Consider the following 21,306-nt stretch of genomic DNA (forward strand, 5'->3'; position numbering starts at 1 on the left):
AATCGCCGCCTCGAACTGCCTGAGTCCCGACGTCCGCCCGCTCCGGAGGTATCGCGTTGACCCTGTCCCCCGACGCGGCGTCGTTCGCCGACCTGGTGCTCGACCTGCACGAGACGTCGAGCCTCGACGAGACCGTCGAGCGCATCATCGAGTTCGCCTGCAAGATGTTCGACTGCGCCTACGCCGGCGTGATCCTCGTGCACCCGGGGTCCCGGGTCGAGACGGTCGCCAGCAACCACGAGGTCGTCGCCCACCTCGACAAGATCCAGCTCGAGGCCGGGGCCGGTCCCGACATCGAGATCATCGCCGACCGGCCCGGCGTCCTGGTGCGCGACGTGCGCCAGGAGCAGCGGTGGCCGCAGTGGACCGCCGCCGTCGAGGCGGCCGGCATCCGCAGCATGCTGGGGGCCCGCCTGCACACCAACCGCCAGGTGCTCGGCAGCCTCAACCTCTACGCCCTCGAGGTCGATCGGTTCGACGAGGTCGACGTCGACGTCGCCCACATGCTGGCGCGGCACGCGGCCGTCGCTCTCGAGTCCGCCCGGGGCACCGAGCACCTGCGCGGGGCCGTCGACGCGCGCAACCTGATCGGCCAGGCCCAGGGCATCTTGATGGAGCGCTTCAACATCGGTGCCGACCAGGCCTTCCAGGTGCTCAGGCGCTACTCCCAGGACAACAACCTCAAGCTCCACTCGGTGGCCCAGCGCCTCATCGACACCCGGTCCCTGCCGCGCTGAGTCGGTCAGACGGTCGGTCAGCGCCGGGATCTGCGTAAGTCCGGCGCCGGCCGACACGTCTGGTCAGGGTGCGGGGTACGGCGACGCGCGCAGCACCTTCGCGAGGTGGGCCGCGCTCGCGGCGGCCGCGGTGATCGCCTTGCCCGTCGCCTCGGGACGCTCGTCGAGGTCCTGGTAGTCGGTCTTGTGCATCGCCTCGCCCACCCAGTAGGCGCCGGCGGTGGCGGGGATGGTGAAGCCCACGTCGTTGAGGGCCTGCAGGCACTCGGCGACGACGTGGTGGGCGCCGTCCTCGTTGCCGACGACCCCGACCAGGGCGACCTTGTCGGTCATCGACATCCGCCCCTGGTCGTCGGTCTCCGACAGCTCGGCGTCGAGTCGCTCCAGCACCACCTTGGCCACGGAGGCTGGCTGACCGAGCCAGATGGGCGTGGCCAGCACCAGCACGTCCGCAGCCAGGATGCGGGCCCGGATGCCCGGCCAGGCATCACCGTCCCCCTCGTCGGTGGAGACACCGAACCGGACGTCGTGGTCGGCCACGCGGATCACCTCACCGGTGACTCCGTGCGTGCCGAGCTCGTCGAGCAGCTGCCGCCCGATCAGCTCGGAGCTGGACGGAGCCGGCGACGGCTTCAGGGTGCAGACGAGGACAAGTGCTCTCAGCTGGCTCATGGCAGCGCCGTACCCCGCAGCGTGCGGCGCCATGCGCGGTCGGCCGACGACGGCTCAGGCACTGAGCGTGCCCGAGTCGTCGCGCATCCGGGCAGGGCCGAGGTAGCCGTGACGCACTCCCCACAGCACCGCCTGGGACCGGGACGTGACGCCCATCTTGCGGTAGGCCGAGCGGATGTAGGACTTGACCGAGTTGATGCTGATGCACGCGGTGTCGGCGATGCTCTGGTTGTCCAGGCCGCTGGTGATCATCGCGATCACGTCCGCCTCACGCGGGGTCAGCGGGTCGGGGCGCTGTCGCCGCGGCGAGGTGTGTCCCTCGCCGAGATCGACGACGACGCGTCCGTGGTGGATGGCCTCCAGCGCGCGGACGAGGACCTCGCCCGGCAGCGCCTTCGACAACACCCCGCACGCACCGCTGCCCAGCGCCATCTCGGTCAGGTCGGGTCGCGCGTTCCAGGTCCAGGTGACCAGCCGCCCGTCGTGCGGGACGGGGTCGCCCAGCACTCCGGGGAGCACCTGGATGTCGGCGAGCGAGTCGAAGAGGGTCAGGTCCACGCCTTCGGCGGGCGTGCCGCCGTGGGCGGGGAGCACGGCGACCCGGTCGGCGTACGGCGCCATCAGCGCGTTGAAACCACGCGTCACCAGCTCGCTCTCGCGAGCCAGGGTGACGCGGACAGGGCGCTTGTTCATGCACGAGGTCGTCATGCACCGGCCGTACCCGAAACCGGCTGTCGCATGCGCCGCGGTCACCCGCGGCGCATGCGTGGGCTCAGAGCTCGGACTGGATCCCTGCGAGGAGCTGGCGAGCCATGACGATCCGCTGCACCTGGTTGGTGCCCTCGTAGATCTGGGTGATCTTGGCGTCGCGCATCATCCGCTCGACCGGGTAGTCGCGGGTGTAGCCGTAGCCACCGAGCACCTGCACGGCGTTGACGGTGACCTCCATGGCGACGTCGGAGGCGAAGCACTTGGCCGCGGCACCGAAGAACGTGAGGTCCTTGTCGCCACGCTCGGAGCGACCGGCGGCCGCGTAGGTCATCTGGCGGGCAGCCTCGACCTTCATGCCCATGTCGGCGAGCATGAACTGCAGGCCCTGCTGCTCGGCGATCGGCTTGCCGAACTGGATCCGCTCCTTGGCGTACTCCAGCGCGTAGTCGAGCGCACCCTGCGCGACACCGACCGCCTGCGCGGCGATGGTGACGCGGGTGTGGTCGAGGGTCCGCATCGCGATGTCGAAGCCCTGGCCCTCCTCGCCGATGATGCGGTCGGCCGGGATGCGCACGTTGTCGAAGTAGACCTCGCGCGTGGGCGAGCCCTTGATGCCGAGCTTCTTCTCCGGCGCACCGAAGGAGACGCCCTCGTCGGACTTCTCGACCACGAAGGCGGTGATGCCGCGGGTGCGCTTGGAGGCGTCGGTCATCGCGAGCACGGTGTAGAACTCGGAGACACCGGCGTTGGTGATCCAGCGCTTGACGCCGTTGAGCACCCAGAAGTCGCCGTCGCGGACCGCGGTGGTCTTCTGGTTGGCCGCGTCGGAGCCGGCGTCGGGCTCGGAGAGGCAGTAGGAGAAGCCGCCCTCACCCGCGGCGAGCTTGGTGAGGTACTTCTTCTTGATCTCCTCGCCACCGCCGATCTGGACCGGCAGGGAGCCGAGCTTGTTCACGGCGGGGATCAGGGACGAGGCGACGCACGCGCGCGCGACCTCCTCGATCACGATCACGGTCGCCAGCGCGTCGGCACCGGCACCGCCGTACTCCTCGGGCACGTGCGGGGCGTGGAAGTCGGCGGCCTGCAGGGCGTCGTGCGCCTCCTGCGGGTAGCGGGCCTCCTCGTCGACGGCAGCGGCGTACGGCGCGACCTTGGCGTCGCAGACCGCGCGGACGGCCTCGCGGATGGCCTGGTGCTCCTCGGAGAGGGAGTAGAGCGGGAAGTCGGACACGCTGATCACCTCGGGCGTCATCGGGACAGGTTGATACTGAGTACGATAACAGCGGAACTGCGTTTCATCACCAGGAGGACCTGTGCCAGACCGCACCGTGGCCGACCGTCTGCGCGAGGCCGCCTTCTCCCTGTTCGCCGAGCGGGGCTACGACGCGACGAGCGTGGAGCAGATCGCCGAGCGCGCCGGGGTCGGCCGCTCCACCTTCTTCCGCGCCTACCCCACCAAGGAAGCGGTGATCTTCCCCGACCACGACGCGGTGCTCGCGCGGATCGAGGCGCGGCTCGAAGCGGCCACCCCCGGCCAGCACTTCCTCGCGGTCCGCGAGGCCGCGCGCCTGGCCCTGCGCCACTACCTCGACGAGGACGACCACGCCCGGGCGCGCTACCGGCTGACCCGCAACGTGCCGGCGTTGCGCGAGCGTGAGATCGCCGGCATGCAGCGCTACCAGGAGGTCTTCCGCTCCTTCATCCGCAGCTGGGACGTCGGGTCCGACCCGGCGACCGCGCGACGGGTTGACCTGCGTGCGGAGCTGCTCGCCGCCGCCGTGGTCACCGCTCACAACCACGTCCTGCGCCGGTGGCTGCGCGGCACGACCGATGCCCCTGAGGCCGAGTTCGACACCGCGATGGCCGAGGTCGAGCAGCTGTTCGCTGCTCGCGAGCCCGGTGGCGGCCACGTCGTGGTGCTCGGCCCGGGAGCCGACCTCGACCGCGCGCTCGCGGCGGTCCGTGAGGTCCTGTCGTAGGTTCGACCCATGAGCCAGTGGCAGGAACGCGCGAACATCGACCTCATGCTCGACGACTGCGAGACCTGGGCGATCGTCGGCCTCTCCGACAACCCCGCCCGCACTGCCTACTCCATCGCAGCCATGCTGCAGGAGCGCGGCAAGCGGATCGTGCCCATCCACCCCGACGCCCCCGTCGTGCACGGCGAGCAGGGCTACGCCACCCTCGCCGAGGTGCCGTTCCCGATCGACGTCGTCGACGTGTTCCGGCGCTCCGAGGACGCCGGCCCGTTCGCCGACCAGGCGGTGGCGATCGGTGCGAAGGGGGTGTGGTTCCAGCTCGGGGTCATCGACGAGGCCGCCTTCGAGCGGACCGTCGCGGCCGGCGTGCCGATGGTGATGGACACCTGTCCCGCGATCGAGTGGCGCAACCGCAGCCGGTGAAGCCGCCCCCGATGCGGGTCCCACCCGGGCCCGGCCTGCCCGACGGGCTCGCCATCCCCGACAGCGACCTCGTCGAGCGCTTCTCCCGCTCCCCCGGCCCCGGTGGCCAGTCGGTCAACACCAGCGACAGCCGGGTCGAGCTGGAGTACGACGTGCGTACGGCGACGACGCTCTCCGAGGCACAGCGACGACGCGCCCTGCAGCGCTGGCCCGGCGGCGTGATCGCGATCGCGGCCTCCGAGCACCGCTCGCAGCACCGCAACCGGACCGCGGCCCGCGAGCGCCTCGCCGACCTGCTCCGGACCGCGCTGGCCCCACCGCCGCCACCACGGCGTCCGACGAAGCCGACCCGGGGCTCGAAGGAGCGGCGGCTCAAGTCCAAGAAGGAGCGCAGCCACCTCAAGTCGATGCGCGGGCGCGTCACCGACTAGATCTCGACGCGTCCCTCGACGGCCGTGATGCCCAGCTGAGTGAGCGTCTCCTCCAGCACCCACTGGACGCCGAGCGTGTCCTCGAGCGGCATGACCGGGCTCTCGGTCAGGCCGGCGTCGAGGCAGCGGCCGACCTCGAGGACCTGGTGGCTGTAGCCCCGCCCGGCAGGAGGCAGTGCGACCGCCTCCGCCGCCTCGCCGTTGCGACGGACGACGATCGTGTCGGGGTGGTGGAAGCGGGGCGCGATCTCGACCGAGCCGCCGGTCCCGATGACGACCGCGCGTCCGGGCGTCTCCGCGGCGAGCGAGCACCACAGGGAGGCGGCCCGCCCGTCGGCGTACGCCAGGTGGATCGCGGCCGAGGCGTCGGCCCCGTTGGGATAGCGGGTGCCGTGGGCGGTGACGCTCACCGGGGTGCCGAGGAAGTGCTGGGCGATCGACACGGCATAGACCCCGAGGTCGAGGGTCGCGCCGCCGCCGAGCTCCGGGGCGAAGAGGCGGCTGTCCTCGTCATAGGCGCGGAAGGCACCGAGGTCGGCCTGCACACCGATCACCTCGCCGATCTCGCCGGCCGCGACCAGCTCCCGCGCCCGCACGACCGCGGGCTGGAAGCGGGTCCACATCGCCTCCATGCAGAAGACCTGCGCCGACCGGGCGGCCCAGACGACCTCGCGCGCGCCGGCCAGCGTCGCGGTGAACGCCTTCTCCACCACCACCGCCTTGCCCGCCGCGATCGCGGCCAGGGCCAGGTCGCGGTGCTGCGGGTGCGGCGTCGCGACGTAGACCACGTCCACGTCGGCGGCCAGCAGCCCCGCATGGGTGTGTGCGTGGTCGATGCCGTGGACCTCGGCGAACTCGCCGGCCCGTTGCTGGGTGCGGCTGCCGACGGCCACGACCCGGTGACCGGGCGTGTGGGCGAAGTCGGCGAGGAACGCCGCCGCCATGGCGCCGGTGCCCGCGATCCCCCAGCGCGTGGTCATGGGTTCAGAAGCCGGTCCGGCGGATGCCCTGCGACGCGTCGCGCACGACCTGGCCCTTGGCCCGGGCGGTCTCGACCAGGGACGCCTCGAACTCGACGAGCTTCTGCTGGAGCGCCTCGTCGGAGGAGCCGAGGATCCGGGCGGCGAGGATGCCGGCGTTGCGGGCATTGCCGATCGCCACCGTCGCGACCGGGATGCCGGCGGGCATCTGGACGATCGACATCAGGGAGTCGAGGCCGTCGAGGTACTTCAGCGGGACCGGCACGCCGATGACCGGGAGCGGCGTGACCGAGGCGAGCATGCCGGGCAGGGCGGCCGCACCGCCGGCGCCCGCGATCAGCACCCGCAGCCCGCGGCCGTGGGCCTGCTTGCCGTAGTCGAGCATCTCCTGGGGCATGCGGTGGGCGGACTGGACGTCGGCCTCCCACGCGATGCCGAACTCGTCGAGGACGTCGGCGGCCGCCTGCATCACCGGCCAGTCGGAGTCCGAGCCCATCACGATGCCGACGCTCGGGCCAGGGCTGGTGGCGCTGTCACTCACTGGTGTCTCCTAGGTCTCCGCGGAACCACGCGGCGGCGTGCCGCGCCCGCTCCAGGCAATCATCGAGGTCGTCGCCGTAGGTGTTGACGTGTCCCACCTTGCGGCCAGGACGCAGGTCCTTGCCGTAGAGGTGTACGCGCAGGTGCGGGTCGCGGGCCATGGCGTGCGGGAAGCCGTCGTAGAGGCGGCCGGTGTCGGTGGGTCCCCCCAGGATGTTCACCATCACCGTCCAGCGCGACCGCGGGGCGGGCGAGCCCAGCGGGAGGTCCATGACAGCGCGCAGATGATTCTCGAACTGGGACGTCACGGCGCCGTCCTGGGTCCAGTGGCCGGTGTTGTGGGGACGCATGGCCAGCTCGTTGACCAGGATGCGACCGTCGGCGGTCTCGAAGAGCTCGACGGCGAGGATGCCCGTGACGTCGAGCGCACCGGCGACGCGCAGCGCGATCTGCTGCGCCTCCCCGGCCAGGGCAGGCGAGAGGTCCGGCGCCGGCGCGATGACCTCGTGGCAGACGCCGTCGAGCTGGGTGGACGCCACCACCGGGTAGGCCGCGGCCTGACCGCTTGGCGAACGCGCCACCAGCGCCGAGAGCTCGCGGCGGAAGTCGACGAGCTCCTCGGCCAGGATCTGCACCCCAGCGGCGTCGGCGGCCGCGAACGCGGGCTCGGCGTCGGCGAGGTCGCGCACGACCCAGACGCCCTTGCCGTCGTAGCCGCCGCGGGTGGTCTTCAGCACGCACGGCAGGCCGAAGGCCTCGACCTCGGCGGTGGAGGCGACCACGGCGTTGCGCGGGCAGGGCACGCCGAGCTCGGCGAGGCGCGCACGCATGACCGCCTTGTCCTGGGCGTGCACGAGCGCGTCCGGTCCGGGTCGTACGGCGATGCCGTCGGCCTCGAGGGCGTGCAGGTGGGCCGTCGGGACGTGCTCGTGGTCGAAGGTCACGACCGGGCAGCCGGCGGTGACGGCACGCAACGTGTCGAGGTCGGTGTAGTCACCGACGACGTGGTCGGGAATGACCTGGGCGGCCGAGACACCGGGCGCCTCGGCCAGGAGCCGGAGCGGCAGCCCCAGCGCGATGGCGGGCTGCGCCATCATCCGGGCGAGCTGACCGCCACCGATCACGGCAAGGGTGGGTGCTCGCATCGACACGCGGGCACCCTACGACAGCGGCGGGTCGACCTCGAATCGCAGCCCCGCTCCGCGCACGGTGGTGATCAGCCCGGGCGAGCGCGGATCGTCCCCGAGCTTGCGGCGCAGCCACCCGAGGTGGACGTCGATCGTCTTGGACGAGGACCAGAAGGTCGTGTCCCAGACCTCGTGCATGAGCTCGGCGCGGGTCACGACATCGCCCGCACGGCTCATCAGCGCGTGCAAGAGGTCGAACTCCTTGCGTGAGAGCGTCAGCTCCCGATCCCCCCGCCACACCCGTCGCTCGTGCGGGTCCACCAGAACATCCTGTACGGACAGCACCCGGACAAGGTAGGAACGCCCGGCCGGACGTGCGGCTCGTTCGACGAAAGTCGCCGGACTGGTCTAGACCCTCAGCGGCGGCGTACGGCGACCGGCTCGACCAGCCCGAAGCCGCGGACCGGCCGCGCGGGGAGCCGCCGGGACTCGAAGGCGTCCTCCGGCAGCAGGTCGGCGGTGACCTGGTCGATGATCAACCGGTTCCGCCTGGCCACCGCCGTCAGCCGCGACGCCAGGTTGACCGGCGGTCCGAAGACGTCGCCGAGCCGGGGGACGACCGGTCCCGAGGCCAGCCCGATGCGCACGTCGGGCATCCGCGGGTCGCGACCGATCACGTTGATGATCCCCTCGGCGACCTCGATCGCCGGCACCGCGTCGTTGAGCACGAACAGGACCGAGTCACCGAGGCTCTTGATGATCCGGCCGCCGTGCACGGAGACGACGTCCTGGCAGCGGGTCTCGAACTTCTCGACGAGGTCGCCGATCTGCTCGCGGTCCAGCTGGTTGGACAGCGCCGTGAAGGAGACCAGGTCGGCGAAGCCGACGGTCACGTCGACGGTGTGCAGGTCCTCGTGCTCGGCGCCCATGGCCTCCATCCGCGCGACGGCGGCGGCGAGGTGGCGGCGCCAGGCATAGATCAGCATCTCCTCGAGGGGCTCGCTGAGCTCCTCGATCAGTCGCAGCGCGGAGCCCACGCGCGAGCCGGTCGCCTGCTCGCCCGCCTCGAGCTCCTCGACCCTGCTGGCCAGCGTCGAGACCTCCCAGTCGGCCAGCCGCGCCATCGTCTGGCCGGCGCCACGGGTGAGACCCACGGCCATGTCGAAGTCCACGGCCCCGGAGTCGACGATCGACATCATCGCCGACACCGCCTCGACATCGGCCGCGCTGAAGGCGCGCTCGCCGCCCATCTCGGGGAAGCCGAGGGCGCGCCACAGCCGCCGGGCCTGGTCGATGGTCACGCCCGTCTCGGCGGCCACCTCGGCGGCGTTCAGGGTCGGAGACTGCTTGAGCACGGCGAGGTCGAGTCGCTCGGGCACGCTCAGCTCGGCCTCGGCAGCAGCGTCGGACTTGTCCGAGGACGAGCGGCGACCCTCACGTCCCATCGTCGGCCCGGTCGCTGCTGGAGAGGGAGTGCAGCTCCTCGGCGACCTTGAGCTGCACTTGCTCGACGCGCGGGATGTCGTCGAGCAGCACCCGACCGTTGGTGCTCGCGTCGGAGACGATGAGCGTGCCGCAGCCGAAGAGGCGATCGATCACGCCGACCTCGAAGTCGACCCCGCTGATCCGGTTGAGCGGGATCGTGCGGCCCTCCTTGGCGATCAGCCCCGAGCGCTTGATGAAGCGACGGTTGGTGAACGTGTAGGTCGTCGTCAGCCACGCGATGAACGGCCGCAGCACCCACCACACGACGATGCCCGCCGCGACCGCTCCGGCGACGGCGCCCAGCACCGTCGAGTCGCTGCGGCTCGCCAGGAACAGCACCGCCGCCACGACGAGCACGAGGATCAGCGCGGGAGCGAGCAGTGCCTTCGGGTGCGTGCGGGTGGAGATGACGACGTGCTCACCGTCGTTGAGGAGCTTGGTCGGGTAGGCCACGACGCGATCATGTCACTGCTGTGGGCGGACGTGAATCACATCGCCGGCGCCGACGGTGAACGTCCCCTCGGCCGAGCTCACGACCAGGGCGCCACGCGAGTCGATGTCGAGGGCCTCGCCCCGACGGACGTCCCCTCCGGGCAGGTGGACGTCGACCGAGCGCCCAAGGGTCGAGCACACGTCGACGTACGCCGCGCGCAGCGCCTCCGGGTCGCGGAGCAGGCCCTGGAGCCCGTGCAGGGAGCCGAGCACCTGGCCGAGCAGGCCCGTGCGCTCCACGGGCTCGCCGGTCTCGAGCTCGATGGAGGTGGCCAGTGCGACCGGCAGCTCCTCGAGGGTCTGGGAGACGTTGATCCCGATCCCGATCACGGCCGCCGGGCCGAGGGGCGTGTCGATCCGCTCGACCAGGATGCCGGCGACCTTGCGCTCCTCGACGAGCACGTCGTTGGGCCACTTCAGGGCGATGTCCGGCAACCGGTCGGCGAGCGCCGCCTGCACGGCATAGCCGGTCAGCAGCGGGAGCCACGGCCAGTCCTGCGCGGGCGCGTCGGGTCGGAGCAGCACGGAGAGCGTCAGCGACGACCTGGCCGGCGTCTCCCACACCCGGTCGAGACGCCCGCGACCGGCGGTCTGGTGCTCGGTGACCACGACCACGCCCTCGTCCTCGCCGGCGCGGGCACGCTCGGCGACGACCGCGTTGGTGGAGGGCGAGGCCTCGGTGATCTCGACCCGCCAGCCCTGCGGCGTGACGAGGCGGTCGGGATCGAGGACTGGGCGCGGTGCGGGAACGGAGGTCATGGGCACTAGATTGGCGCAGCAGACAACAGGAGGCCACTGGAGTGAGTGCACAGGTGCAGCCCGGCGAGGGCACAGACGTCCCCACGGACATCGACATCCACACGACCGCGGGCAAGCTCGCCGACCTCGAGCGTCGTCTCGACGAGGCCGTGCACGCCGGGTCGGCCAAGGCGATCGAGAAGCAGCACGCGAAGGGTCGCAAGACCGCCCGCGAGCGCATCGAGATGCTCTTCGACGAGGGCTCGTTCGTCGAGCTCGACGAGCTGGCGCGCCACCGTTCGGTGGCCTTCGGCCTCGAGAAGCGCCGCCCCTACGGCGACGGCGTCGTCACCGGCTACGGCACGGTCGACGGCCGCCAGGTGTGCGTCTTCTCCCAGGACTTCACCGTCTTCGGCGGCTCGCTGGGCGAGGTCTACGGCGAGAAGATCACCAAGGTGATGGACCTCGCCATCAAGACCGGCTGCCCGATCATCGGCATCAACGAGGGCGCCGGCGCCCGTATCCAGGAGGGCGTCGTCTCGCTCGGCCTGTACGGCGAGATCTTCAAGCGCAACGTGCACGCCTCGGGCGTCATCCCGCAGATCAGCCTGATCATGGGCAACTGCGCGGGCGGCCACGTCTACTCCCCCGCGGTCACCGACTTCACGATCATGGTCGACCAGACCTCGGCGATGTTCATCACCGGTCCCGACGTCATCAAGACGGTCACCGGCGAGGACGTCACGATGGAGGAGCTCGGCGGCGCCCGCACGCACAACACCAAGTCGGGCAACTCGCACTACATGGCCTCCGACGAGGAGGACGCCATCGAGTACACCAAGGCGCTGCTGTCCTACCTCCCGCAGAACAACCTCGACGAGCCCTTCACGTTCGACGAGCCGGCCGACCTCGAGGTCAGCGACCTCGACCGGGAGCTCGACACGCTCATCCCCGACGGGGCCAACCAGCCCTACGACATGCACACGGTCATCGAGTCGGTCCTGGACGACCAGGAGTTCCTCGAGGTGCACGCGATGTTCGCGCCCAACATCATCGTCGGCTACGGCCGCGTCGAGGGCCGCCCCGTCGGCATCGTGGCCAACCAGCCGATGCAGTTCGCCGGCTGCCTCGACATCGATGCCTCGGAGAAGGCCGCGCGCTTCGTGCGCACCTGCGACGCCTTCAACATCCCGGTGCTGACCTTCGTCGACGTGCCCGGCTTCCTGCCCGGCACCGACCAGGAGTTCAACGGCATCATCCGCCGCGGCGCGAAGCTGATCTACGCCTACGCCGAGGCGACGGTCCCGCTGGTCACCGTCATCACCCGCAAGGCCTACGGCGGCGCCTACGACGTGATGGGCTCCAAGCACCTCGGTGCCGACATCAACGTCTCCTGGCCCACCGGCCAGATCGCGGTGATGGGCGCCCAGGGCGCGATCAACATCCTCTACCGCGGCGAGATCGCCGAGGCGGTCGCGGCGGGCAACGAGCCCGAGCGCCGGGCCGAGCTGGTCCAGGAGTACGACGACACGCTGGCCAACCCCTACATCGCGGCCGAGCGCGGCTACATCGACGCGGTGATCATGCCGCACGAGACCCGCTCGGAGATCGTCCGGTCGCTGCGGCTGCTGCGCTCCAAGCGGGCCACGCTGCCGGCGAAGAAGCACGGGAACATCCCGCTCTGATGAGTGCCGACCAGCCCGACGCCCCGATCCTCAAGGTCGTCAACGCCGACGCGACACCGGAGGAGATCGCCGCCCTGGTGGCGGTCTTCTCCGCGCTCGGGTCGGCGACGGAGGACGTCGCCCCGCGGCGTACCCCCGAGTGGTCCCAGCCTGCCCGGCGCGTGCGCACCCCGCACGCGCACGGCCCCGGCGGCTGGCGCGCGAGCAGCCTGCCCCGCTGAGCAACAACTCCGTGGCCGTCGCCGGCGCACGGGTGGCAGGGTGTGCGCGTGATGACGCGCACCATTGATGCCCTGTGTGACCAGTTCGTCGAGGACTACGCGGCCCTCGACCCGATCACCGCGACCTTCCTCGGTGTACCCGGACACGACGACCGGCTGACCGACCTGTCGCCGGCTGGTTACGACGCCCGGATCGCGCTCGTGCGGGCCGCTGTCGAGGCCGTCGAGGCCGCGACCCCGGTCGACGACCTCGAGGCTGCGGCGCGTGACTCGTTCCTGGAGCGCAACCGTCTCGAGCTCGAGCTCGAGGCCGCCGGGCTGAGCCGATCGCGGATGTCGGTGCTGTGGAGCGCGCTGCACGAGATCCGCGAGGTCTTCGACCTGATGCCGACCGAAGGCGCGGAGGCGGTCGCGAACATCGGCGCGCGTCTGGCGGCCGTGCCCGCCACCCTCGAGGACCTCCGCGTCACGCTCTCCGACGAGGCGCGCAAGGGCCATGTCGCCGCGGCCCGGCAGTACGCCGAGGTCGCCGAGCAGGTACGCCGCTGGACCGGCCAAGCAGGTGAGGGCGGCGACTTCTTCGCCGGCCTCGTGGAGCGACTGCAGGCACCCAAGCTGACCGAGCAGGCGAAGGCCGCGAGCCGGGCGTTCGCCGGCTTCGGGCTCTTCCTGTCCGACGAGCTGGAGCCGCAGGGGCGCGACAAGGAGGGCGTCGGGCGCGAGCACTACGCCCTGGCCAGCCGCTACTTCCTCGGCGCCGAGGTCGACCTCGACGAGACCTACGCCTGGGGCTGGACCGAGCTCCAGCGGCTCTCCGACCTGATGGCGCGGACCGCCGAGGAGATCCTGCCGGGCGCGAGCGTCGACGAGGCAGTGGCCCACCTCGAGGCCGACGCCTCCCGGGTCGTCAAGGGCCGCGAGGCGTTCCGCGAGTGGATGCAGGACCTCGCCGACCGGACCATCGCCGACCTGGCCGACACCCACTTCGACATCCCCGAGCCGATCCGCCGCATCGAGTGCAAGCTCGCCCCCACCAACGACGGCGGCATCTACTACACCGGCCCCTCCGAGGACTTTTCCCGCCCGGGACGCATGTGGTGGTCGGTGCCCGACGGCATCGAGGACTTCCACCCCTGGCGCGAGGTCACGACCGTCTTCCACGAGGGCGTCCCCGGCCACCACCTGCAGGTCGCCCAGACCGCCTACCGCAAGGAGAGCCTCAACCGCTGGCAGCGGCTGATGTGCTGGTGCAGCGGCCACGGCGAGGGCTGGGCGCTGTACGCCGAGAGGCTGATGGAGGAGCTCGGCCACCTCGCCGACCCCGCGGACCGGCTCGGCATGCTCGACGGCCAGTCGCTGCGCGCGGCCCGGGTCATCGTCGACATCGGCATGCACCTCGAGCTGGAGATCCCGGCGGACAACACCCTCGGCGCCGACGGCAGCGCGTTCCACCCCGGGGAGACCTGGACGCCGGAGCTGGGCCTGGAGTTCATGCGCCTGCACTGCCGGATGGACGACGAGGTGATCCAGTTCGAGGTGAAGCGCTACCTCGGCCTGCCGGGTCAGGCGCCGTCGTACAAGGTGGGCGAACGCATCTGGCTCGATGCACGCGCCGAGGTGCAGCAGCGCCACGGCGACGCCTTCGACCTGAAGGCCTTCCACCGTGCCGCCCTCGACCTCGGCTCGCTCGGCCTGGACCCGCTGAGGGCGGCGCTCGCCCGCCTGTGATCGGCCGGCGGGGCGCCGTACGACCGCACTGCGGTGCTGGTGCCGCTCATGCGGTGTCCGGCCACCGCCGCAGCGACAAGAGCGCCGCATAGGGTCGGCGGCATGCAGCTCGTCCTCGCCTCCGCCTCCCCCGCCCGGCTCGCGACCCTCAGGAGCGCGGGCATCGACCCGACGGTCATCGTCAGCGGCGTCGACGAGTCCCAGCTCGACGGACTGCCGCCGGCCGAGCTGGCGCTCCAGCTGGCCGAGCTGAAGTGCGCCGCGGTCGCCGAGCGCGACGACCTGCCGGCGGGGTCCCTCGTGCTCGGGTGCGACTCGGTGCTCGAGCTCGGCGGCGAGGCGCTCGGCAAGCCGGAGTCGCCGGAAGTCGCGGTCGAGCGCTGGCGCGCGATGCGCGGCAACCAGGGCGTCCTCCAGACCGGCCACTGCCTGCGGGACACCTCGACCGGCCGGGTCGCGGCCGCGACGGCCAGCACGGTGGTGCACTTCGCCGACCTGAGCGACGCGGAGATCGAGGCCTACGTCGCGACCGGCGAGCCGCTGCACGTCGCCGGCGCCTTCACCGTCGACGGCCTGGGGGGTGCGTTCGTCACCCGCATCGATGGCGACCACCACAACGTGGTCGGCGTCAGCCTCCCGCTGCTGCGCGACCTGGTGGCCGAGCTCGGCCACCAGTGGACCGAGCTCTGGCGCCCGGTCAGCGCCTGAGGCGCTCGAGCCCGTCGGTCTCGTCGCGTACGCCGAACACGAGCTGTCGCGTCAGCACGAACCGGGCCGCGTTGCTGAGCGCGAGCCCGATGACGTTGGCCGAGATGTTGTCGGAGAAGGGGTCGTCGAGGCCCAGGATGTTGCGGCTGAACCACAGGCAGCCGATCGGGATGATCATCGTGCCGATGCTGATCGCCACGAACGCGGTCCGGCCGCCGTCGATGTGCGTGGTCGAGCGGTGCCGGAACGCCCACCACCGCGTGCCGCGGTAGCTGATCGCCGTACCGACGAGATTGGCGATGAGGTAGCCCAGGATCGGGTGCCCGTTGAGGGGTGCGACGTGCGCCATGTTGAAGCCGTGCACGAGCCCGTTGAACAGGATGAAGGACACGATGGTCGCGCCCAGGCCCACGGCCAGGTAGCGCCCGATCTCCCCCGCCAGCTGGCGTCGTCTCGGCGTCACGCCTGCAAGGCTACGGCCCGCGGCTCAGCGGGCCCGCATCTCGCGCCAGGTCGCGCCGAGGTCATCGGAGGTCCACGCGGTGGTCTGGTCCGGCCCGATCGCGGTGATCAGCGCGGCGTCCGCGGTCACGTCGATGTCGGTCACCATGGGCTCGAACGGTGCGGCAGTCCTGAAGGGCGCGCCCGATTCGATGCGTTCGTACGTCGACCAGTCATCGCCCTCGGAGACGTAGATCCCCGGCGGGGTGCCCCTCGGCTGCTCCCCGGCCAGGCCGTTGTCGCTCCAGGACTGGACGCTGGCAACGAAGCGACCGTCGGGCAGGACCGCCGTGGGGCCGAGGTAGGCCATGGGGTCGTCGACGGGCTCGACCACCGACCAGTCCCCGTCGTCCTCGAGCCGGCGGAGCTGCGAGAAGGGGAAGAGGGTGGCGCCGTCCCCACCTCCGACGACGACGTGCCTGTCATCCGTGGAGGTGACGAAGCCGGGCAACAGGTGCGGATCAAGTGCATCGAAGTGCCGGTTCCAGGTCGCGCCGCCGTCGTCTGACCACGCATACGAAGAGTCCGAGGTGATCGCGCGCAGCTGACCGGTGTCCGTCTGGATGAGCTGATGGGTTCCGTCCGGCACCGGCACCAGGTGTGCCGTCGCTGTCGCCGGGTCCGTCGCCCAGAACCGGTTCCTCGCCGGCCGGAAGACCATGCCGGCGACCACCTCGCCGCGCGCGACCGGCGCGACGTCCTTGACCATGTCCACGGGCAGCACTGACCCGTCGGCCCGGACCACGTCGAGGCTCAAGCCACGCTGGTAGTCGAGGACGACGACCTCACCGCCGGCGGAGAGCCGGACGAACGCGTGGTGCCAGGTGGCGTCGGCCAGGGTCCTGGTCCTGAAGCCGTCGGCCGTCACAGCGATGGCCAGCCGCCGGGGGCCGCACCCGTCAGCGAAGCACGTGCTCCACAGGGCGACCCGGGTGTCCGGGTCACCGGGGGCGACCTGCACCTCTCGCAGCACGGACGCAGGATCGTCGACGATCTCCTCGGGGCTCGGTCGGTCGAGAACGACGCTCCCGGTCGCTGTCGGCGTGGGGGTCGGAGCCGGGGGCGGGGGCGTGGGATCAGCCGCCTGGGTGCACCCCGCCAGCAGCATCAGCGGAAGGAGCGGCGCCACGAGGCGCCGTACGAACAGACCAGGCATGGGCGCCCCTCTCGTCACGAGAGAGACGCGCCGCAGCCCCAGCAGGTTGCCCCGGTCTACTCCACCGGCAGGCCGAGGCCTCGGGCGATCAGCATGCGCTGGATCTCGGAGGTGCCCTCGCCGATCTCGAGCACCTTGGCGTCGCGGTAGAACCGGACGACGGGGTATTCCTCCATGAAGCCGTAGCCGCCGAAGATCTGGGTCGCGATCCGGGTCGCGGTGACGGCCGACTCGGTGGAGTAGAGCTTCGCGATGGCGGCAGCCTGCTTGAAGTCCTTGGTCGAGACGCCGGCTCCGGCGTCCATCGCGTCCTTCATGGCGGCGGCCTTGTAGGTCAGCAGGCGCGAGGCCTCGAGCATCACCTGGAGGTCGGAGACCTGGAAGGCGACGCCCTGCTTGCGCCCGATCGGACCGCCGAAGGTCTGGCGGTCGAGGGAGTACTCCAGGGAGAGGTCCAGGCAGGCCTGGATGCAGCCGACGGCGAGCGCCGCGATCGCGACCCGGCCGTCGTCGAGGGTGGCGAGGAACTGGGCGTAGCCGCGACCACGGTCACCGAGCAGGTTGGCCTCGGGGACGCGCACGTCCTCGAAGGACAGCGGGTGGGTGTCGGAGGCGTGCCAGCCGAGCTTGTCGTAGGCCTTCTCGGCGGTGAAGCCGGGCGTGCCGCTCGGCACGATGATGGTGGAGATCTCGGGACGGCCGCCCTCGCGCTCACCGGTCTTCGCGGTGACGGTGACCAGCGAGGTGATCGAGGAACCGGAGTTGGTGATGAACTGCTTGGCGCCGTTGACGACCCACTCGCCGTCGACGAGCTCGGCCTTCGTGCGGGTCGCGCCCGCGTCGGAGCCCGCGCCCGGCTCGGTCAGGCCGAAGCCGGCGAGCTGCTCACCGGCGACCAGGGAGGGGAGGTACTCCGCCTTCTGCGCGTCGGTGCCGTAGGTCAGGATCGGATTGATGCCGAGCCCGACGGCCGCCTCGAGCGTGATGCCCATCGACTGGTCGACCCGGCCGATCTCCTCGATCGCCAGGCACAGCGACGTGAAGCCGCCGTCCTCGCCGGCCAGCCCTGACCCGCCGTACTCCTCCGGAGCGGTGAGCCCCATCAGGCCGAGCGCCCCCATCTTCTGCACGACGTCGGTCGGGAAGTGGTGGTCTCGGTCCCACTGCGCGGCATGGGGCGCGATCTCTGCCTGCGCAAAGTCACGGACGCTGCGACGGAACTGCTCGTGCTCGGGCGACAACTCGAAGGTCATGGGCGGCAGCGTAGCGCGAGAGGTTAACGATCGCTAACCTCAACTCCCCGGGGTAAGGTTAGGCGGCCCTAATGACCGAGTCGAGGACGTCCCCTGTGAGCACCAAGCCCCTGCGCCGCCTTGCCGGCATCGCCGCCGCCGCCGCGCTGGTCGCGCCGCTGAGCGCCTGCAGCATCCTCAACCCGCCCGACCTGGTCGTCTACAACGCCCAGCACGAGGAGCTCCTCGACGAGCTCGTCCCGTTGTTCGAGGAGGAGTCGGGCCTCGACGTCGAGCTGCGCAGCGGCAAGGACCTCGAGATGGCCAACCAGATCGTCGCGGAGGGCACCGACTCCCCCGCCGACGTCTTCCTGACCGAGAACTCCCCGGCCATGAGCATCGTGGACAACGCCGACCTCTTCGCCCCGGTCCCGGCGGGCGCCCTGGAGACGATCCCGGCGGCCTACGTGCCGAGCTCGAAGAACTGGGTCGGCTTCCTCGCCCGCTCGACCGTGGTCATGTACAACACCGACAGCCTCACCGAGGCCGACCTGCCGCAGAGCATCCTCGACTTCGCCGAGCCCGAGTGGGAGGGCCGCGTCGGCTTCTCCCCCACGGGTGCCGACTTCCAGGCGATCGTCAGCGCCGTCCTCGAGCTCGAGGGCGAGGACGCCACCCGCGCCTGGCTCGAGGGCCTCAAGGCCAACGGCGTCATCCTGCAGAACAACCTCGTCGTCATGCAGGAGGCCAACGAGGGCGCGATCGACGCCGGCATCGCCTACCACTACTACTGGTACCGCGACCAGGAGGAGAGTGGCGCCGACTCCGACAGCTCCGCGCTGCACTTCTTCGGCGACCAGGACCCGGGCGCCTTCCTGTCCGTCTCCGGCGCCGGCATCCTCAAGAGCTCCGAGCACGCCGCGGCCGCCGAGGAGTTCGTCGAGTGGCTGACCGGCACCGAGGCCCAGCAGGCGATGGCCGAGTCCTACGCCCTCGAGTACCCCCTCAACCCCGAGGCCACCCTCAACCCCGACGTCAAGCCCTTCGACGAGCTCGAGCCGCCGACCGTCGACGTGTCCAGCCTCAACGGTCCCCGGGTCACCGAGCTGATGACCGAAGCCGGCCTGCTCTGAGCAAGAGGAACACCACACCGACACCACCCCTGCTGCTCGCGGCCGGGGTGGTCGTCGCGCTGCTGGCACTCATCCCGTTGGTGTACGTCGCCGTCTACACCGTCATCATCGGGCCGGTCGAGCTCTGGCAGCTCGTGGTGCGGCCGCGGATCCTGGAGCTGCTCCGCAACACCGTCACGCTGGCTGTCGCCTGCATGGCCGCGACGGCGCTGCTCGGCGTAGCGCTGGCCGTCCTCGTCGAGCGCACCGACCTGCCCGCACGGCGGCTGTGGCACGGACTGCTCGTCGCGCCGCTCGCCGTACCGGCCTTCGTCAACGGCTATGCGTGGATCTCGCTGGACCGCTCGATCCAGGGCTTCGGCGGTGCCTTCCTGGTCATCACGCTCTCCTACTACCCGCTCGTCTACCTCCCGGCCGTGGCCGCGCTCCGAGGTCTCGACCCGGCGCTCGAGGAGGCGTCGTGGTCGCTGGGCCACAGCCGGTGGCAGACGTTCGCCCGCGTCGTGCTGCCCCAGCTCCGACCGGCCCTGCTCGGCGGCGTGCTGCTCGTCGGCCTGCACCTGCTGGCCGAGTTCGGCGCCCTCGCGCTGCTCCGCTTCCCCACCTTCACCACGGCCATCTACGACCAGTACGGCTCCACCTTCAACGGCTCCGCGGCCACCGCGATGGCCGGCGTGCTGGTCATGCTCTGCCTGTTCCTGCTCCTTGCCGAGCTGCGCCTGCGCGGCAGTCGCCACTACGCCCGCATCGGCCACGGCGCCGCCCGCCTCTCCGAGCCCGCGCGCCTGCGCGCCCTCCGCTGGCCGCTGGTGGCGCTGGTCGCCGGACTGGTCGCCCTCGCCGTCGGCGTGCCGGCCTATGCCCTCGTCCACTGGCTCGTCGTCGGCTCCTCCACCGAGTTCCCCCTCGGCGAGCTGCTCGCCGCGACCGGCAGCACCGTCGCGCTCGCCGGAGCGGGCGCGATCGCCACGACGCTGGCCGCGCTCCCCGTCGCCTGGCTGGCGGTGCGCCACCGCAACCGCGTGAGCACCCTCGTCGAGCGCAGCACCTACATCGCCAACGCGCTGCCCGGCATCGTCGTCGGCCTCGCCCTCGTCGTGGCGAGCCTGCGACTGGTCCCGGTGATCTACCAGAGCGCCCTGCTGCTCGTCGTCGCCTACGCCATCCTCTTCCTCCCGCGCGCGGTCGTGACGGTGCGCTCCGGGCTCGAGCAGGCGCCGATCGTGCTCGACCACGTCGCGCAGAGCCTCGGCTCCGGCCCGATCACCACCGCCCGCCGGGTCACGCTGCCGCTCATCGCGCCCAGCCTCGGCGCCGGCGCCGCCCTCGTCTTCCTCGCGATCTCGACCGAGCTGACCGCCACGCTCATGCTCAGCCCCATCGGCACCCGCACGCTGGCCACCGAGTTCTGGTCCGCGTCCTCGGAGCTTCGGTACGGCGCCGCGGCGCCGTACGCCCTGCTGCTGGTGCTCATCTCGGTGCCCGCGACGTTGCTGCTGATGCGTCAGGAGAGACTGACGCCATGAGCGCCCTGACCATCACCAAGGTGCGCAAGGCATTCACCGACACCGTCGCCCTCGACGACGTGAGCCTGCACGTGCCGCACGGCTCGCTGACGGCCGTGCTCGGACCGAGCGGCTGTGGCAAGACCACCCTGCTCCGCCTGATCGCCGGCTTCCTGGCCCCCGACGCCGGCACCATCGCCTTCGACGACCGTGTCGTCGCCGGCGCCGGCCGACCGGTGCCGCCCCAGGACCGCAAGGTCGGCTACGTCCCGCAGGAGGGGGCCCTCTTCCCCCACCTCGACGTCGCCGGCAACATCGGCTTCGGCCTGCCGCGGGCCGAGCGCGTGGGCGACCGGATCGACGAGATGCTCGACCTGGTCGAGCTCCCCCGGTCCTTCCGCTCCCGTCAGCCCCACGAGCTCTCCGGCGGCCAGCAGCAGCGCGTCGCCCTGGCACGGGCGCTCGCGCCCGGACCCACCGTGGTGCTGCTCGACGAACCCTTCTCCTCCCTCGACGCCTCGCTGCGCGAGTCGACCGGCCGGGCCGTCGCCCGCGCCCTGCGCGCGGCCCACGCGACCGGGCTGCTCGTCACCCACGACCAGTCGGAGGCGCTCTCGCTGGCCGATCAGGTCGCCGTCTTGCGCGAGGGGCGGCTCATCCAGGCCGGCTCCCCCGCCGACGTCTACCTCACGCCGCACGACCCCGAGCTGGCCCGCTTCGTCGGCGGCGCCACCTCCCTCGAGGGCCGTGCCGGCGCCGGGAGCACGGCGACGTGCGCCCTCGGCACGGTCACGCTGACCCATCCCGCGTCGGCCGACGACGTCGTGCTCGTCATCCGGCCCGACCAGGTCGTGCTGGACACGGCCGGGGTCGACGCCCACGTCGACGAGGTGAGCTTCTACGGCCACGACGCGGCCATCCGGCTGACCGTGGGCGGCGCGGCTCTCGTGGCCCGGGTGTCCGGACCGAGCGCCCCGGCGGCCGGTGACAGCGTGCGGATCAGCGTGCGCGGCGCCGTACACGCCTATCCCGCACCCGTCCGCGACTGAGACCTCGGTCGGGACGCAGGAGCGGGGACGATAGTCTCCGCAAGGAAGTCATCGAGGAAGCCAGGAGTATTTC

At 71.4% G+C, this 21,306-nt stretch carries 24 protein-coding genes; 11 read left to right on the forward strand and 13 right to left on the reverse strand.

Going from position 1 to position 21,306, the window contains the following annotated elements; translation table 11 throughout:
- The first annotated feature begins 56 nt into the window (after positions 1–56).
- A complete protein-coding gene (locus tag C9J87_RS11850; protein WP_232820037.1) occupies positions 57–737 on the forward strand; it encodes a GAF and ANTAR domain-containing protein in 681 nt (226 codons plus the stop codon).
- 63 nt (positions 738–800) lie between these two features.
- Here the strand turns inward: C9J87_RS11850 and C9J87_RS11855 are convergent, their stop codons facing one another.
- From C9J87_RS11855 to C9J87_RS11865, 3 genes are all read right to left on the reverse strand, one after another.
- Positions 801–1,409 carry a flavodoxin family protein gene (locus tag C9J87_RS11855; RefSeq protein WP_036493236.1) on the reverse strand — a complete coding sequence of 203 codons (609 nt, stop codon included), beginning with the start codon at positions 1,407–1,409 and terminating at the stop codon, positions 801–803.
- A 54-nt stretch (positions 1,410–1,463) separates the two neighbouring features.
- Positions 1,464–2,102 carry a response regulator transcription factor gene (locus C9J87_RS11860; protein ID WP_036491102.1) on the reverse strand — a complete coding sequence of 213 codons (639 nt, stop codon included), beginning with the start codon at positions 2,100–2,102 and terminating at the stop codon, positions 1,464–1,466.
- 79 nt (positions 2,103–2,181) lie between these two features.
- Complete coding sequence (locus C9J87_RS11865) at positions 2,182–3,372, reverse strand: acyl-CoA dehydrogenase family protein (protein ID WP_198652340.1); 1,191 nt, start codon at positions 3,370–3,372, stop codon at positions 2,182–2,184.
- Positions 3,373–3,433: 61 nt separating this feature from the next.
- Between C9J87_RS11865 and C9J87_RS11870 the strand changes: the two genes are divergently transcribed.
- Genes C9J87_RS11870 through arfB form a run of 3 tightly spaced genes read left to right on the forward strand, consistent with a single transcriptional unit; the run spans position 3,434 to position 4,953 of the window.
- Positions 3,434–4,099 (forward strand): TetR/AcrR family transcriptional regulator, encoded by a 666-nt coding sequence (locus C9J87_RS11870; RefSeq protein ID WP_010833842.1) that lies wholly within the window; start codon positions 3,434–3,436, stop codon positions 4,097–4,099.
- Between the two features lie 9 nt (positions 4,100–4,108).
- Positions 4,109–4,522 (forward strand): CoA-binding protein, encoded by a 414-nt coding sequence (locus C9J87_RS11875; protein WP_010833843.1) that lies wholly within the window; start codon positions 4,109–4,111, stop codon positions 4,520–4,522.
- Between the two features lie 11 nt (positions 4,523–4,533).
- The gene (arfB, locus tag C9J87_RS11880; protein WP_010833844.1) at positions 4,534–4,953 is read left to right on the forward strand and encodes an alternative ribosome rescue aminoacyl-tRNA hydrolase ArfB; all 420 of its coding nucleotides are present in this window, start codon (positions 4,534–4,536) and stop codon (positions 4,951–4,953) included.
- On the opposite strand, the gene C9J87_RS11885 is transcribed toward arfB, so the two are convergent.
- The 7 genes from C9J87_RS11885 to C9J87_RS11915 all read right to left on the reverse strand — a co-directional run bounded on the left by C9J87_RS11885 (position 4,950) and on the right by C9J87_RS11915 (position 10,336).
- Positions 4,950–5,933: a Gfo/Idh/MocA family protein gene (locus tag C9J87_RS11885; protein ID WP_107705631.1), complete on the reverse strand. Its 984-nt coding sequence runs from the start codon at positions 5,931–5,933 to the stop codon at positions 4,950–4,952. The two genes, arfB and C9J87_RS11885, sit on opposite strands and share 4 nt — an antisense overlap.
- A 4-nt stretch (positions 5,934–5,937) precedes the next feature.
- Positions 5,938–6,429, reverse strand: coding sequence for a 5-(carboxyamino)imidazole ribonucleotide mutase (gene purE / locus C9J87_RS11890; RefSeq protein WP_107705686.1), 492 nt, complete (start codon positions 6,427–6,429; stop codon positions 5,938–5,940).
- 37 nt (positions 6,430–6,466) lie between these two features.
- Complete coding sequence (locus C9J87_RS11895) at positions 6,467–7,618, reverse strand: 5-(carboxyamino)imidazole ribonucleotide synthase (protein WP_010833847.1); 1,152 nt, start codon at positions 7,616–7,618, stop codon at positions 6,467–6,469.
- A gap of 15 nt (positions 7,619–7,633) precedes the next feature.
- On the reverse strand, positions 7,634–7,945 hold the full coding sequence (locus C9J87_RS11900) for a winged helix-turn-helix domain-containing protein (RefSeq protein WP_010833848.1): 312 nt from the start codon (positions 7,943–7,945) through the stop codon (positions 7,634–7,636).
- Between the two features lie 71 nt (positions 7,946–8,016).
- A complete protein-coding gene (locus tag C9J87_RS11905; protein WP_010833849.1) occupies positions 8,017–9,045 on the reverse strand; it encodes an adenylate/guanylate cyclase domain-containing protein in 1,029 nt (342 codons plus the stop codon).
- Positions 9,035–9,538 carry a PH domain-containing protein gene (locus C9J87_RS11910; RefSeq protein ID WP_010833850.1) on the reverse strand — a complete coding sequence of 168 codons (504 nt, stop codon included), beginning with the start codon at positions 9,536–9,538 and terminating at the stop codon, positions 9,035–9,037. Before C9J87_RS11910 ends, C9J87_RS11905 begins: the two co-directional genes overlap by 11 nt.
- Before the next feature lie 12 nt (positions 9,539–9,550).
- Positions 9,551–10,336, reverse strand: a complete 786-nt coding sequence (locus C9J87_RS11915; RefSeq protein ID WP_010833851.1) for a biotin--[acetyl-CoA-carboxylase] ligase — start codon at positions 10,334–10,336, stop codon at positions 9,551–9,553.
- A gap of 41 nt (positions 10,337–10,377) precedes the next feature.
- Between C9J87_RS11915 and C9J87_RS11920 the strand changes: the two genes are divergently transcribed.
- From C9J87_RS11920 to C9J87_RS11935, 4 genes are all read left to right on the forward strand, one after another.
- Positions 10,378–12,000 carry an acyl-CoA carboxylase subunit beta gene (locus C9J87_RS11920; RefSeq protein ID WP_232211517.1) on the forward strand — a complete coding sequence of 541 codons (1,623 nt, stop codon included), beginning with the start codon at positions 10,378–10,380 and terminating at the stop codon, positions 11,998–12,000.
- Positions 12,000–12,221 carry an acyl-CoA carboxylase subunit epsilon gene (locus tag C9J87_RS11925; protein WP_036491105.1) on the forward strand — a complete coding sequence of 74 codons (222 nt, stop codon included), beginning with the start codon at positions 12,000–12,002 and terminating at the stop codon, positions 12,219–12,221. Before C9J87_RS11920 ends, C9J87_RS11925 begins: the two co-directional genes overlap by 1 nt.
- A 51-nt stretch (positions 12,222–12,272) precedes the next feature.
- A complete protein-coding gene (locus C9J87_RS11930) occupies positions 12,273–13,949 on the forward strand; it encodes a DUF885 domain-containing protein (protein WP_107705687.1) in 1,677 nt (558 codons plus the stop codon).
- 102 nt (positions 13,950–14,051) lie between these two features.
- Positions 14,052–14,657: a Maf family protein gene (locus C9J87_RS11935; RefSeq protein WP_010833854.1), complete on the forward strand. Its 606-nt coding sequence runs from the start codon at positions 14,052–14,054 to the stop codon at positions 14,655–14,657.
- On the opposite strand, the gene C9J87_RS11940 is transcribed toward C9J87_RS11935, so the two are convergent.
- Genes C9J87_RS11940 through C9J87_RS11950 form a run of 3 tightly spaced genes read right to left on the reverse strand, consistent with a single transcriptional unit; the run spans position 14,647 to position 17,567 of the window.
- Positions 14,647–15,120, reverse strand: a complete 474-nt coding sequence (locus tag C9J87_RS11940; protein ID WP_107705632.1) for a GtrA family protein — start codon at positions 15,118–15,120, stop codon at positions 14,647–14,649. The genes C9J87_RS11935 and C9J87_RS11940 overlap by 11 nt on opposite strands.
- A 24-nt stretch (positions 15,121–15,144) precedes the next feature.
- Entirely contained in the window at positions 15,145–16,314 is a 1,170-nt protein-coding gene (locus C9J87_RS11945; RefSeq protein ID WP_107705633.1) for a beta propeller repeat protein, read from the reverse strand.
- A 56-nt stretch (positions 16,315–16,370) separates the two neighbouring features.
- Positions 16,371–17,567: an acyl-CoA dehydrogenase family protein gene (locus C9J87_RS11950; RefSeq protein WP_010833857.1), complete on the reverse strand. Its 1,197-nt coding sequence runs from the start codon at positions 17,565–17,567 to the stop codon at positions 16,371–16,373.
- A 95-nt stretch (positions 17,568–17,662) separates the two neighbouring features.
- Between C9J87_RS11950 and C9J87_RS11955 the strand changes: the two genes are divergently transcribed.
- Genes C9J87_RS11955 through C9J87_RS11965 form a run of 3 tightly spaced genes read left to right on the forward strand, consistent with a single transcriptional unit; the run spans position 17,663 to position 21,233 of the window.
- Positions 17,663–18,679, forward strand: coding sequence for an iron ABC transporter substrate-binding protein (locus C9J87_RS11955; RefSeq protein WP_232820038.1), 1,017 nt, complete (start codon positions 17,663–17,665; stop codon positions 18,677–18,679).
- 47 nt (positions 18,680–18,726) lie between these two features.
- Positions 18,727–20,205, forward strand: a complete 1,479-nt coding sequence (locus C9J87_RS11960) for an ABC transporter permease (RefSeq protein ID WP_010833859.1) — start codon at positions 18,727–18,729, stop codon at positions 20,203–20,205.
- Positions 20,202–21,233: an ABC transporter ATP-binding protein gene (locus tag C9J87_RS11965; protein WP_010833860.1), complete on the forward strand. Its 1,032-nt coding sequence runs from the start codon at positions 20,202–20,204 to the stop codon at positions 21,231–21,233. Before C9J87_RS11960 ends, C9J87_RS11965 begins: the two co-directional genes overlap by 4 nt.
- The last annotated feature ends 73 nt before the right edge of the window (positions 21,234–21,306 follow it).

The organism is Nocardioides allogilvus (assembly GCF_003047285.1).
Taxonomy (GTDB): Bacteria; Actinomycetota; Actinomycetes; order Propionibacteriales; family Nocardioidaceae; genus Nocardioides; species Nocardioides allogilvus.

Excerpts from the sequence above, each read along its gene's own strand:
- C9J87_RS11925 (WP_036491105.1), top strand. The coding sequence starts at position 12,000 with ATGAGTGCCGACCAGCCCGACGCCCCGATCCTCAAGGTCGTCAACGCC.
- C9J87_RS11855 (WP_036493236.1), bottom strand. The coding sequence starts at position 1,409 with ATGAGCCAGCTGAGAGCACTTGTCCTCGTCTGCACCCTGAAGCCGTCG.
- C9J87_RS11935 (WP_010833854.1), top strand. The coding sequence starts at position 14,052 with ATGCAGCTCGTCCTCGCCTCCGCCTCCCCCGCCCGGCTCGCGACCCTC.
- C9J87_RS11915 (WP_010833851.1), bottom strand. The coding sequence starts at position 10,336 with ATGACCTCCGTTCCCGCACCGCGCCCAGTCCTCGATCCCGACCGCCTC.
- C9J87_RS11930 (WP_107705687.1), top strand. The coding sequence starts at position 12,273 with ATGACGCGCACCATTGATGCCCTGTGTGACCAGTTCGTCGAGGACTAC.
- C9J87_RS11875 (WP_010833843.1), top strand. The coding sequence starts at position 4,109 with ATGAGCCAGTGGCAGGAACGCGCGAACATCGACCTCATGCTCGACGAC.
- arfB (WP_010833844.1), top strand. The coding sequence starts at position 4,534 with ATGCGGGTCCCACCCGGGCCCGGCCTGCCCGACGGGCTCGCCATCCCC.
- C9J87_RS11905 (WP_010833849.1), bottom strand. The coding sequence starts at position 9,045 with ATGGGACGTGAGGGTCGCCGCTCGTCCTCGGACAAGTCCGACGCTGCT.
- C9J87_RS11895 (WP_010833847.1), bottom strand. The coding sequence starts at position 7,618 with ATGCGAGCACCCACCCTTGCCGTGATCGGTGGCGGTCAGCTCGCCCGG.
- C9J87_RS11860 (WP_036491102.1), bottom strand. The coding sequence starts at position 2,102 with ATGAACAAGCGCCCTGTCCGCGTCACCCTGGCTCGCGAGAGCGAGCTG.
- C9J87_RS11945 (WP_107705633.1), bottom strand. The coding sequence starts at position 16,314 with ATGCCTGGTCTGTTCGTACGGCGCCTCGTGGCGCCGCTCCTTCCGCTG.
- C9J87_RS11865 (WP_198652340.1), bottom strand. The coding sequence starts at position 3,372 with ATGACGCCCGAGGTGATCAGCGTGTCCGACTTCCCGCTCTACTCCCTC.
- purE (WP_107705686.1), bottom strand. The coding sequence starts at position 6,429 with ATGGGCTCGGACTCCGACTGGCCGGTGATGCAGGCGGCCGCCGACGTC.
- C9J87_RS11950 (WP_010833857.1), bottom strand. The coding sequence starts at position 17,567 with ATGACCTTCGAGTTGTCGCCCGAGCACGAGCAGTTCCGTCGCAGCGTC.
- C9J87_RS11965 (WP_010833860.1), top strand. The coding sequence starts at position 20,202 with ATGAGCGCCCTGACCATCACCAAGGTGCGCAAGGCATTCACCGACACC.
- C9J87_RS11885 (WP_107705631.1), bottom strand. The coding sequence starts at position 5,933 with ATGACCACGCGCTGGGGGATCGCGGGCACCGGCGCCATGGCGGCGGCG.